At 38.4% G+C, this 12,323-nt stretch carries 10 protein-coding genes and 7 pseudogenes; 10 read left to right on the top strand and 7 right to left on the bottom strand.

Annotation, left to right across the window (positions count from 1 at the left end; all coding sequences use genetic code 11):
* The first annotated feature begins 3 nt into the window (after positions 1 to 3).
* The 3 genes from PR725_RS07435 (at position 4) to ahpF (ending at position 3,572) form a co-directional block, all read left to right on the top strand.
* The gene (locus tag PR725_RS07435; RefSeq protein ID WP_164529349.1) at positions 4 to 1,128 is read left to right on the top strand and encodes an ABC transporter permease; all 1,125 of its coding nucleotides are present in this window, start codon (positions 4 to 6) and stop codon (positions 1,126 to 1,128) included.
* Between the two features lie 188 nt (positions 1,129 to 1,316).
* Positions 1,317 to 1,880 (top strand): alkyl hydroperoxide reductase subunit C, encoded by a 564-nt coding sequence (gene ahpC, locus PR725_RS07430; protein ID WP_004910793.1) that lies wholly within the window; start codon positions 1,317 to 1,319, stop codon positions 1,878 to 1,880.
* A 117-nt stretch (positions 1,881 to 1,997) separates the two neighbouring features.
* Positions 1,998 to 3,572 (top strand): alkyl hydroperoxide reductase subunit F, encoded by a 1,575-nt coding sequence (gene ahpF / locus PR725_RS07425; RefSeq protein ID WP_109912186.1) that lies wholly within the window; start codon positions 1,998 to 2,000, stop codon positions 3,570 to 3,572.
* A gap of 193 nt (positions 3,573 to 3,765) precedes the next feature.
* On the opposite strand, the pseudogene PR725_RS07420 reads toward ahpF, so the two are convergent.
* Positions 3,766 to 3,930, bottom strand: a pseudogene (locus tag PR725_RS07420) (phage integrase); the annotation flags it as partial.
* A gap of 6 nt (positions 3,931 to 3,936) precedes the next feature.
* Positions 3,937 to 4,140 (bottom strand): annotated as a pseudogene (locus tag PR725_RS07415) (XRE family transcriptional regulator); the annotation flags it as partial.
* Here PR725_RS07415 and PR725_RS07410 point away from each other — a divergent pair.
* From PR725_RS07410 to PR725_RS21850, 4 genes and pseudogenes are all read left to right on the top strand, one after another.
* Positions 4,132 to 4,308: pseudogene (locus PR725_RS07410) on the top strand (baseplate assembly protein); the annotation flags it as partial. The pseudogenes PR725_RS07415 and PR725_RS07410 sit on opposite strands and share 9 nt — an antisense overlap.
* Positions 4,293 to 4,463, top strand: a pseudogene (locus PR725_RS07405) (phage tail protein); the annotation flags it as partial. The pseudogenes PR725_RS07410 and PR725_RS07405, both read left to right, overlap by 16 nt.
* Before the next feature lie 37 nt (positions 4,464 to 4,500).
* A complete protein-coding gene (locus PR725_RS07400) occupies positions 4,501 to 4,692 on the top strand; it encodes a hypothetical protein (protein WP_004910797.1) in 192 nt (63 codons plus the stop codon).
* A 12-nt stretch (positions 4,693 to 4,704) separates the two neighbouring features.
* Positions 4,705 to 4,845: pseudogene (locus tag PR725_RS21850) on the top strand (tail fiber assembly protein); the annotation flags it as partial.
* A gap of 22 nt (positions 4,846 to 4,867) precedes the next feature.
* Here PR725_RS21850 and PR725_RS07395 read toward each other — a convergent pair.
* From PR725_RS07395 to PR725_RS07385, 3 genes and pseudogenes are all read right to left on the bottom strand, one after another.
* Positions 4,868 to 6,379 carry a phosphoethanolamine transferase gene (locus PR725_RS07395; RefSeq protein ID WP_109912187.1) on the bottom strand — a complete coding sequence of 504 codons (1,512 nt, stop codon included), beginning with the start codon at positions 6,377 to 6,379 and terminating at the stop codon, positions 4,868 to 4,870.
* 142 nt (positions 6,380 to 6,521) lie between these two features.
* Positions 6,522 to 6,920: pseudogene (locus PR725_RS07390) on the bottom strand (phage major tail tube protein); the annotation flags it as partial.
* Between the two features lie 12 nt (positions 6,921 to 6,932).
* Positions 6,933 to 7,098: pseudogene (locus PR725_RS07385) on the bottom strand (phage tail protein); the annotation flags it as partial.
* Positions 7,099 to 7,462: 364 nt separating this feature from the next.
* Between PR725_RS07385 and PR725_RS07380 the strand changes: the two are divergent.
* From PR725_RS07380 to yajD, 3 genes are all read left to right on the top strand, one after another.
* Positions 7,463 to 8,440: a DUF1852 domain-containing protein gene (locus tag PR725_RS07380; protein ID WP_004910801.1), complete on the top strand. Its 978-nt coding sequence runs from the start codon at positions 7,463 to 7,465 to the stop codon at positions 8,438 to 8,440.
* Between the two features lie 29 nt (positions 8,441 to 8,469).
* Entirely contained in the window at positions 8,470 to 9,501 is a 1,032-nt protein-coding gene (locus PR725_RS07375; protein WP_109912189.1) for a methionine synthase, read from the top strand.
* Positions 9,502 to 9,672: 171 nt separating this feature from the next.
* Positions 9,673 to 10,020, top strand: coding sequence for an HNH nuclease YajD (yajD, locus tag PR725_RS07370; protein ID WP_004910806.1), 348 nt, complete (start codon positions 9,673 to 9,675; stop codon positions 10,018 to 10,020).
* Between the two features lie 79 nt (positions 10,021 to 10,099).
* Here the strand turns inward: yajD and PR725_RS07365 are convergent, their stop codons facing one another.
* Positions 10,100 to 10,681, bottom strand: coding sequence for a YebB family permuted papain-like enzyme (locus PR725_RS07365; RefSeq protein WP_272568334.1), 582 nt, complete (start codon positions 10,679 to 10,681; stop codon positions 10,100 to 10,102).
* Positions 10,682 to 10,775: 94 nt separating this feature from the next.
* On the bottom strand, positions 10,776 to 12,263 hold the full coding sequence (gene pdxR, locus PR725_RS07360) for a MocR-like pyridoxine biosynthesis transcription factor PdxR (RefSeq protein WP_110731923.1): 1,488 nt from the start codon (positions 12,261 to 12,263) through the stop codon (positions 10,776 to 10,778).
* Positions 12,264 to 12,323: the final 60 nt, after the last annotated feature.

Raw genomic sequence — 12,323 nt, 5'->3', positions numbered from 1 at the left:
ATGATACGTAAAATTCAGAATATTTTTAATTTAGGAATCAAAGAATTGCGCAGTCTGGGCCGCGATAAAGCAATGCTAGCCTTGATTGTCTTTGCTTTTACGGTATCGATTTATTCGTCGGCAACGGTGACACCCGGTTCTTTACATAATGCTCCCATTGCGATTGCTGACCAAGATAAGTCACAGTTATCAAACCGGATAATCAATAGCTTTTACGCACCTTATTTCTTACCCCCCATAGATATCACACCAGACCAAATTGATGGCTTGTTAAACCGTGGCTCATATACATTTGCATTAGATATTCCGCCTAATTTTCAACGTGATGTGCTTGCCGGCCGGCATCCAGAAATTCAGGTGAATATTGATGCAACACGAATGAGCCAAGCCTTCTTAGGGAATAGTTATATTCAAAACATTACCTTAGGTGAAGTGAACGAATTTTTAGCAAAATACCGCAGTAATGCGAGTTTGCCTGTCGATCTGGAAGTGCGCATGCGCTTTAATCCTAACTTGACGCAGTCATGGTTCGGTTCTGTTATGGCAATTATCAATAATATTACGATGCTATCGATCGTTTTGACGGGGGCAGCACTTATCAGGGAGCGAGAGCACGGTACCGTTGAGCACTTGATGGTCATGCCACTAACACCATTTGAAATTATGATGTCAAAAATATGGTCAATGGGGCTGGTGGTATTGATTGCATCCGGTGTTTCCTTAATTTTAGTGGTAAAAACATTGCTACAAGTCCCCATAGAAGGGTCTATCTTATTGTTTATGTGTGGAGTTGCCTTGAGTTTATTTGCGACAACATCAATTGGTATTTTTATGGGGACAATTGCACGATCTATGCCTCAGTTTGGTTTGTTGATGATTTTAGTACTGTTGCCATTAAACATGCTTTCTGGCGGGATGACAGCACGAGAAAGCATGCCCCAGCTCGTTCAAGATATTATGTTAACCATGCCGACCACACACTTTGTTAGTCTAGCTCAGGCGATTTTATATCGCGGAGCAGGTTTCCAAATTGTTTGGCCTCAATTTGCAGTGCTCGTTGTGATTGGCGCTGTATTCTTTTCCCTCGCACTCATTCGTTTTCGCAAAACGATTGCCACCATGGCTTAACTCACTGAACATAAAATAGACCTTATAAATAAAACGCTTGCTGAACAGAACAGGAAGCGTTTTAATGTCTCACCTATTAATTTTTAAAATATGATTAGGCTGTACCTATCAAATCGATAGTAGGTAATGATTGGATTAAGCTGCTGTAAAACAGTAACTTAATAGGCAACCAAACAGGAGAACATCATATGTCATTAATTAATACTCAAATCAAACCATTTACTAACCAAGCATTTAAAAACGGTGAATTCATCGAAGTTTCTGAGAAAGATGTTGCAGGTAAATGGAGTGTTTTCTTCTTTTATCCAGCTGACTTCACCTTTGTTTGCCCAACAGAATTGGGTGACATTGCTGACCATTATGAAGAATTCCAAAAATTAGGTGTTGAAATTTTCTCTGTTTCTACTGACACACATTTTACCCATAAAGCATGGCATGCAAGTTCAGAAACTATCGGTAAAATCAAATATGCAATGATTGGTGACCCAACAGGCGCATTAACACGTAACTTCGAAAACATGCGTGAAGATGAAGGCTTAGCAGACCGCGGTACTTTCGTTGTTGACCCACAAGGTATCATCCAAGCGATTGAAGTTACAGCAGAAGGCATTGGCCGTGACGCTTCAGATTTACTGCGTAAAGTAAAAGCAGCGCAATATGTTGCTAGCCACCCAGGTGAAGTTTGCCCAGCTAAATGGAAAGAAGGTGATGCAACGCTGTCCCCATCTTTGGACTTAGTCGGCAAAATCTAATTAATCTAGCTTAATTGATTAATACTGAATAATTCAGGTTGCAGGTGTCTAGGCCTGCAACTTGGATCATGACGGGTATATGTACCCGATTTTATGATAAAAATTAAAGGGGATTACATGCTCGACAATAATTTACAGGCACAATTGAAAGCCTACTTAGAACGTTTAACTAAGCCCGTTGAATTAGTTGCTAATATAGATGACAGCCAAAAATCAAATGAAATCAAACAGCTGTTAGAACAAATTGCGTCGTTGTCTGATAAAGTCACTGTACGTGAAGAACGAAATAGTGCAGTAAGAACACCTTCTTTTTTAATTACTAACCCAGGTACAGATAGTGGTTTGCGTTTTGCCGGCTCGCCTCTGGGACATGAATTTACGTCTCTTGTGCTGGCTTTATTGCAAATCGGTGGTCATCCATCGAAAGAAGCACAAGAGTTATTAGAGCAGGTTAAAGGTCTTGAAGGCGAGTTTCATTTTGAGACTTATTATTCTTTATCTTGCCATAACTGCCCAGATGTTGTTCAGGCACTGAACTTGATGGCAGTTTTAAATCCAAATATTAGTCATACCGCTATTGATGGTGCACTTTTCCAAAATGAAATTGATGAACGTAATGTAATGGGCGTTCCTGCGGTTTTCCTGAATGGAAAAGAGTTTGGTCAAGGGCGTATGACATTAAGCGAGATTGTTAGCAAAGTCGATACCAATGCGGATGCGCGTGCAGCAAAATCACTAACAGAGCGCGAACCTTTTGAAGTGCTTGTTATTGGTAGTGGTCCAGCAGGGGCTTCAGCGGCAATTTATACGGCTCGTAAAGGGATCCGCACTGGTGTGATTGGTGAGCGTTTTGGTGGCCAAGTCATGGATACGGTTGATATTGAAAACTATATTTCAGTTATCAAAACGGAAGGTGCCATTTTTGCAGGTGCATTAAAGAACCACGTGGACAACTATGATGTTGATGTTATTGATGGTCAATCAGTTGCAAAACTGATCCCAGCTGCAGAAGAAGGTGGATTACACCAAATCGAAACAGCATCAGGTGGTATCTTAAAATCACGCAGTATCATTATTTCAACGGGTGCGCGCTGGAGAAATATGGGTGTTCCGGGGGAACAAGAATATCGCACTAAAGGCGTAACATTCTGTCCGCATTGTGATGGCCCATTATTTAAAGGTAAACGTGTTGCTGTTATTGGTGGCGGTAACTCGGGTATTGAAGCGGCTATCGACTTAGCGGGTGTGGTTGAACATGTGACCGTACTGGAGTTTGCACCAGAATTGAAAGCAGACTCAGTATTACAGCAAAAAGTACGTAGTCTGAAAAATGTCGATATTATCGTCAATGCACAAACCTTAGAAGTAAAAGGCGATGGCAGTAAAATGACCGGACTTGAGTATAAAGACCGTACCGATGATAGCGTACATTTATTGGAAGTGGCTGGCGCATTCGTACAAATTGGTTTATTGCCAAATACCAATTGGTTAGGTGATACGGTCGCCAGAAACCGTATGGGCGAAATTGAAATTGACGCTCGTAATGAGACCAGTATTAAAGGTATTTTCGCTGCAGGTGATTGTACTACAGTCCCTTATAAGCAAATTATTATTTCAGCCGGAGAAGGAGCAAAAGCCGCACTTAGCGCATTTGATTACCTAATCCGCACAAGTACCAGAACCGCTGAATAGGTGTAATTTACTTTATATTCAGTGAGTTGTAGTCAAAAGGCACTCGGGGGCGAGTGCCTTTTTTTGTGCATAATCTGTACAAAAAAGGTTCAAAAGTGCCTAAAAGTGTTCAAGTGTGGACAATTTGTGGATATGCAAAAGTTAAATTTGTATTGCTTTTCGTCCTCAAAATCATCCTAAAACGAACAACCTATTAAGCTAACTCTGTTCCTCCTTTTAATGGGTTGTATGTAATCGCATCTTGAAGAAAGTCCGGTGCAAAGTGTGCGTAGGTCAGGGGTTGCTGTAATGTTGAGTGCCCTAAGATCCTCTGCAAAGTAATAATACTACCGCCATTCATCATAAAATGGGTTGCGAAAAATTGTTAACTAGTTTTCTTGTCTGAGTGGGGTGAGCCTGAATTTTCGTGCCTAGTGTGCGCTAAAGCCGGTGCGATTTGGCCAGCTTCGGGATTCACCTCATCGAACATGAACCAATCTCGGTATTTTCTAAATCGGGGGTGCTTAAAGAATTTCATCGCAGACTCCAATGATATTTTAGCTTTTCCACTTTCATATCCATGATAGGTAACGATTTGAGTTTGTTACCCGCATCGGATGTGGTCGAGTTATTAGATTATGAGGTGCTATTCGCCGAGCGAAAAGCCGCGTTAATAGCTGCTATGCTAGTAGAGCAGCGGGAAACGATTGCACGTACATTGGACTTAGAATCTGAGCCGTTAACCAAGTTATTGCGGAACAAGTGATCCCTGAAAATGAGGGCGGTTGGTGGATGAGGGAAATTGGTTTGTTTGATAAATCGGGGTTATTGGTGGTCGTGGCGAATTGCCCTGAAACTTATAAACCATTATTGGCCGAGGGCTCAGGTCGCACGCAAACTATCCGTATGATTTAGTGCTGAGATTGAAAGTGACTTAAAAGGCGTTTGGGTGTTCCAGTCTACTTATGATGAGTTTACAAAAACCGAGAAATTAGGTTTCAAAGTTATACAAAACTTTAACCGATTCCCAGAATGGAAAGAACTTGGAGCGACTGAATTGAAAGAAAAAGAAGTTTACATAGCTAATAAATGTAAAGTTAAATTGATCAATCATGCAGATAAGATCATAACTCCATTATAAGATACATTAGATTTAGGGATTGCTTTAGAAAGTGAGAAATTACAATTAAGCGCCTGGAAAATATATCGAGTAATATTAAATCGAGTAGAGATTTCAACTGCGTCGGATATTATTTGGCTAGTTTATCCGTCATATTTTAAGGATGCCTTATGAGTGAAGGCATCCCATTTTATTCTTATTTGGAATAATCATCGGGTAAATCATCAAACATGCGATGATTTCTATTAAAATCAATTATGATATTTTGGTTAGGGCAATCATTTTTAGACAACATATCACAATTACTTTCAATATTACTTTCTTCTATTCCGGTCCACTGAGAAAATAAAGACATAAAACTTAGCCCACTACGACGGCTGTTTATTATTTCTTTATGCTTAGAATTATAAGATGTGATGAAAAAAGGCACTTCATAGTTCTGCTTGTACTTATCACTATGTGCCAATTCATTTTTGTCATATGTTAAAGATAACGCATGATCAGAAAAATACATCATTGACCATTTTGATTTAGTTTTACTTAAGTCAGAATATATTTCTGATAACAATTTATCTGTATTTTTTATACTCTGGACATAACAAGAGAATTTTTTATTCTGATAAAAATGATCAAACTGCTCCTCTGTTCTGGTACAAAATGGCGTATGACTTCCCATAAGATGAACAACAATAAGTTTTTTAGGTACTTGGGACTTCAAAGCCAATTTAAATTCTGGTAACAATGCATCGTCTGGAGAGACTGATTTATCATCTGAACTTCTTCTTTTAATAAAAAAACTATTGTTTGCTCTTCGTCCAATAGCGGCAACTGAGCCGTCATATTCACCCACAAATCCTTGATTAGATAACCAGTAAGTATCAAAACCTGCTTTGTTAGCTAATGTCATGATGTTATTACCGATTTCAGGATATAAGGATAAGCTATGCGTTAAAGAAGGTTGTGTCGAACTCGCTGCAGAAGTGTAGTTAGTAAAAAAAGTCCCATTGATGGAGCTCATAAATGGTGTGTTCTGTATTTTAAAACCGTATTCTTGCATAAAATCTTTTCGGACACTTTCACCAATAACAATAACGTAAGTATCATATTGGTTATTAACGTCAGTGATTTTAAAAGTGTCATCACTTGTATATAATTCAACCTCATTGATTAAGGAATAAATAGAATAAATGAGCTCTGTAAAAAAACGAGTTTCTGGTGTTCCTGAATTAGCCGCTCTCTCATATTTACCACTTAAAGCATATTTTGAGGGAGTGAAGAAAAAAACCACCATTACGATACTTAGTATTGTCTTTTTATGATAATTCATCGAATTGGCTTTAATAAAGCTAACTAAAGTTCCAAAAGCGAGTATTAAGATAGAATAAATAAAATATTTATTATCTATATTTGATATAAATTCTCGTGATTCTTGTATGTCGGTATAATAAAAGGAAGCAACTGTATTATATGTAGGGGAGCCATAGATCAACCCGACAGGTAAATAAATAGCAGCTAAAATAGTGAAAAATAAAACAATAAAACGGTAGATACTATTTTTCACATAAAGCAAACCAATGCTTATGAAAAATATATACAGCGGCTTGAATGGATAGCCCATTACCTTGTGTAATATAGAAAAGAGAAAAAATAATGCGATAAACTTCAGCATTATTTTGCTTAAAATTACATTTTGTATTTTCTGGATCATAACTAGCTTTTTAACAATTCACTCTTAATTTTTGCCGCGTAGATTAGCACAAATAGAGTAAACGAAACATAACAATAGGATTGAATTTTTGATATTATCAGAAAAATTTATCATTGATTGAGCTATGTCACTCATTATAAAGTTCTATATCATGGCTATGCTCATGGTTGTTTGTGTTATCGCCGGCTTTCGCACTGCCGAAATCCAATTCAGTGAAACGCCCGCGAGTTTGAATTTCACACGGAACGGATTCACCGGTTGGATCATCGTAGTAAGAGCCAGCAAAGCGGAATTGCTTACCGTCAATCGTCGCGCCCCAACTTTCTAATAATTCCGACATTAGGCCACCCATAGAGGCATCCATATCTAATGCGCCAGAATCAAAGCCCATCATGACAGCAACGGAGCCCACCATACCGGCACCCTGATAATCCTCCGTTTTTAATGACAGCTTTGGCGGGGTGACTTCTTCTACTTGTCCAAGGTAGGTTTGGCCATCAATGTATAGGTCAAACAAAAAGAGTTTTTTAGGCATACCCATAATTCAAATTCCTTAGCCCAGTTGGTCAAAAACAGCGAAATACTCGTCAGTGAATTCTTGCGTTAATGTCAGGTTTTCCAGTGGCGGTACGGGGGTGTACTTGTAGCGAATGTGCGCCTTTGCGGTTGATACCATCCACAATATCTTTTACCAATGAGGGCGTGAGTGTTTTGTCGATTTTTCTATATGTACTAAATAAATTTATTTCACTGACCAATGTTTAAGTCTTCGTGTCGAGTATTCATCCCCTCTAGGAAATTGTCCATATAATACACTTAATACTATGAATTATAATGAAAAATAATATTTCTTAGTTCTCTGTCACATAATTAAAATAAGTGAAATAAATGATCATGAAAATCGTTCATGTTTGAAATGAAATTAAGTCGCTTTCACTCAATCAACAGCTCTGGCATAAATTAGACAACGCAAACAAATTAACGTATTTACAACATAAAGATTGATGAATGGACAACTAAAACTTCTAGAAAATCAAGAAGTCAATTGAGTTTCCATCTTGGAATTTAGGGTGTGACGAGACGATGAACAAAAATTTTACATTTACGATTAAAAGTAGTCTTTTTGACGAAAATTATAATCCTTCTGAAAATACACGTATTACAACTAACTTTGCTAATTTAGCCAGAGGGAAAAATCGCCAAGAAAATTTGCGTAACACGCTTGTCATGATGAACAACCGTTTCAATACATTAGCTTACTGGGATAACCCTAAAAGTGACCGTTACTCTATCGAACTTGAAATTATTTCTGTTGAGATGAGTGTTGAAGGGAATAGTAATACCTTTCCTGTGATTGAAATATTGAAAACCAATATTGTTGATCACAAAACAGGCAAACGTACTGAGGGCATAGTTGGAAATAACTTTTCATCTTATGTGCGTGATTATGATTTTAGTGTTTTATTGTTAGACCACAATAAAGACCAAGCAAACTTTAGTATTCCAGAAAATTTTGGTGACTTACATGGGAATATCTTTAAATATTTTGTTAATTCTAGCGAATACAAAACCCATTTTAGTAAGGCGCCAGTCATTTGTTTAAGTGTCTCAAATAAAGATATTTATCATCGTACGGGTAATCAACACCCTGTACTAGGTATTGAATATCAGCAAAATGGGGCTTCATTAACGGATCAATATTTTAAAAAGATGGGATTACAGGTTCGTTATTTTATGCCTCAAAACAGTGTTGCACCGCTGGCATTTTATTTTACGGGAGATTTGCTGAGCGATTACAGCAATATTGAATTAATTAGCACGATTAGCACGATGGAAACATTCCAGAAAATTTATCGTCCGGAGATTTACAATGCGAACTCCGTTGCGGGACCATGCTATCAACCGAGTTTGACGAACCAAGATTATTCATTAACAAAAATTGTTTATGACCGCGAAGAACGTAGCCGATTGGCTATTGAGCAAGGGAAATATACGGAAGAACACTTTATTGAACCCTATAGGCATATTCTAGAGCAATGGTCTGCTAACTACGCGCTTTGATTAATTATAAATATTTAAGGTCAATTATTATGAAAACATTATTACCAACATCTACCGCGGGTAGCTTACCAAAACCTTCTTGGCTTGCTGAACCTGAGACGCTTTGGTCTCCTTGGAAGTTGCAAAATGAAGAGCTCATTGAGGGAAAACAAGACGCACTGCGCTTATCCCTTGAAGATCAACTGCGTGCTGGAATTGATATTGTTAGTGACGGTGAGCAAACACGTCAGCACTTTGTGACGACATTTATTGAGCATCTCAGCGGTGTTGATTTTGCAAAGCGTGAAGTGGTTAAAATTCGCGATCGTTATGATGCAAGTGTGCCAACGGTGGTTGGCGCGGTTGAACGTCAAAAGCCTGTTTTTGTCGAAGATGCTAAATTTTTACGTAAGCTAACGAACCAGCCGATAAAATGGGCGCTTCCTGGACCAATGACGATGATTGATACCCTGTATGATAATCATTACAAAAGTCGTGAAAAATTGGCGTGGGAATTTGCTAAGATTTTGAACCAAGAGGCAAAAGAGCTTGAAGCGGCGGGCGTTGATATCATTCAGTTTGACGAGCCAGCTTTTAATGTATTCTTTGATGAAGTGAATGATTGGGGCGTAGCCGCGTTAGAAAGAGCCATTGAAGGGCTGAAATGCGAAACTGCGGTTCATATCTGTTATGGATACGGCATCAAAGCTAATACTGATTGGAAGAAGACGTTGGGCTCCGAGTGGCGACAATATGAAGAGGCTTTCCCAAAACTACAAACCTCGAATATCGATATTATCTCTTTGGAATGCCATAACTCACATGTTCCAATGGATTTGATTGAGCTTATTCGCGGTAAAAAAGTGATGGTGGGGGCGATTGATGTAGCCAGTAATATTATCGAAACACCAGAAGAAGTCGCCAATACGCTACGTAAAGCACTGCAATTTGTGGATGCAGATAAACTTTATCCATCAACAAACTGTGGGATGGCGCCGTTATCTCGTCGTGTCGCAACCGGTAAACTCAATGCATTAAGTGCGGGTGCTGAGATTATTCGCAGAGAATTGTTGAATAAGTAATCTAAGTATAAATTAACGGATAAAAGGACCCAGAATTGATGAGGTGCCCTATAAAATTGGGACTTCATGATATCTGGGTTTTTTGTTGCATTGAGTTTCTTTTTTTGTTCTGACTTGAGGTATATTAGGCGTATTATTTCAAAATTACGATCTTCAATAGGAATATTGGCAATGGCTTTGATCCCTAAAAACTATGCGCGATTGGAAAGTGGCTATCGTGAAAAAGCACTTAAGATTTATCCATGGGTTTGTGGGCGCTGTACCCGCGAGTTTGTGTATTCAAATTTGCGTGAATTAACCGTTCACCATATCGACCATGATCATACTAATAACCCCGAAGATGGCAGCAATTGGGAACTATTATGCCTATTTTGCCATGATCATGAGCATTCGAAGTACACAGAGGCTGAGATGTATGGCACTAATGTTGTTGCAGGGGAAGATGCGCAAAATGATGTTGAAGCAGCAACCTATAACCCATTTGCTGATTTAAAATCAATGATGAATAAGAAAAAATAAGTATCATTGCAGACTCAGGCTGTTGTATTTAAAGGCACTCTATCGAGTGCTTTTTACGTATTTAAATCCATATTGGTTATTAATGAATATCCTCATGACTACGATATATGAGTGATAGTTCAGGGTGATTCCATAGGCTTGCGGGCGTCACTGTAGTGCGTTTCCATGGGATATGACCAATAAACCAAAGTTTCCAGAAATTTAATTTTGCACTCGGATTTTTAGTTAATAATTCTTCAAAGGTTTCAATTTCGCCAATTTGGATTGATAACGCAGATTGGTAAATATCAAAAACAAACTTAGAGCAAAACTGCCTAGGTGAATTGTAATTAAACCCGGTGTGGTAAAATTTGTTTAAGCGAGCAGGAACTTCAGCGACTAATGCTGATTTTTGTTCATGGGTTAGTGTATGAGCAAATCGACGTACACTGTAACGATTACCAGATGAACGGGAAATAAAGCGAGATAAGGTTGTGGTTGTTGAAAGCGGAACACGACTTTCTGCAATCAAATAGTCTTCGCCATTATGGCCGACAATCATGCCAACATGGTTACTCCAACATAAAGATGCTGAGGCTATTTGGCGAAATAATTCGGTCCCAATACTGGTAAAGACAACATCGCCAACTTCGTACTCATGTGGATAATTTATTTTTGTCATAAAAGTACCTCAATATAAACAATGCTATTAAGGTACAGTTATAAAGATTAGAAAAATTTCTAGCTATCGGATAAAAGCTGAAAATCATTTTTGTTTAACTAGGGTATATTTTACTCAATTGTTCGCTAAGTAGTTTTACGTTGCTAATTATCTCGTTTTCACCATGAGCAGCGTAGCCAAATAGAATCGCATTTTGGTGAGCACTCTGAATGCAGTAACGCGATAGCGGTTGTGCACCAAAGCCTAACAGACGGCATTGGTTAAGGATCAGGTTAATATCATAACCATCTTTAACCCAACAAACGGTATGAATGCCTGAGTCTGTCATTTGTACATCAAATATATGCGGGAGATAATGGTTGATGGCATTGATAAACGTATTTTGTCGGTCGTAACATATCTTTCGTATTTTTCTGACGTGGCGTGCATAGTGGCCTTCTTGGATAAACTGCGCTAAAGCTGCCTGCTCTAAATAACTACAGTGGCTATCACTATAATATTTCATCATGGTGAATGCCTCACTCAGAATTTCTGGCACAATTAAAAAACCTAAACGAAAACCGGGATACATCATTTTAGAGAATGTCCCTGCATAAATAACACGTTGATGATTATCTAAGCCTTGTAAGGCTTGAATAGGTTTTGATAGAAAACGAAATTCACTGTTATAGTCATCTTCAAAAACCCATGCATTATTTTGTTGTGCCCAATCCAATAATGCTAAACGTCTCGGTAAGCTGAGAGTGGTGCCGAGAGGAAACTGGTGAGAAGGCGTGGTGTAAATTAATTTTGCTGTTTCATGATGTTTTGCACCGTATACAATATCCATTCCTTCTCTGTCAGATGGAATAGCGGCAATCTCAGCACCTGCTGCGGTTAAAATAGCTCTCGCACTATCATAGCCAGGGTCATCTAACCATACTTTATCCCCTTGTTGTAATAAGACTTTTGCGGCTAAGTTAATAGCTTGCTGTGTTCCATTGACAATAATAATTTGTTGCTGTTTACAATGAACTCCGCGAGTAGAACGAACGTAATCGACTAATAAATTTTTAAGCGGGGTATACCCATCAGGGTGATTAAAATGCGTAATTGTATGTTTAGATTTACGCCAAACTCGGCCTAATAATCTACCCCATAATTCATGTGGAAATTGGTCTACACAGCCAATACCAATATTAAACATTGAGTTCTTATCGGTATTCGGCCGTGAGTTTTTCCATAAATTTGTTAAAGTAGAAACTCTTGGGTTCAGATTTAATGCAGGGTATCCAGATTGGTCACGCTGTTTAGTACTACTTATAGTGCCAACTAATTCATCAGGAATATGGGGTGACACATAAGTTCCTGAGCCTTTTTTAGAGTAAAGATACCCTTCATCAATTAATCGTTCAAACCCAGCAATAACTGAATTTCGCGAGATTGACATCATTTCTGCTAATGCTCTCGATGAGGGTAGTTTAACACCGGCAGCAATACGTCCATCTAAGATAGCGTTACGTATTGTGTGATAAACATTTTCCTTAATGTGTCCATCTTCAAGTAAAAGTAATGGGAACTGCGCATGTTGTTGGCGTCGCATTAAGTGGTTCCTAAATAAATAACAAAAGTGTCTCTTATACAGGGCCAGATTGCTATGTAC

It is taken from the genome of Providencia sp. PROV255, from assembly GCF_028478065.1.
GTDB classification, from domain to species: domain Bacteria; phylum Pseudomonadota; class Gammaproteobacteria; order Enterobacterales; family Enterobacteriaceae; genus Providencia; species Providencia rettgeri.
The sequence above is the reverse complement of the archived record's forward strand: the minus strand, read 5'-3'. Positions and strand labels throughout refer to the sequence as shown.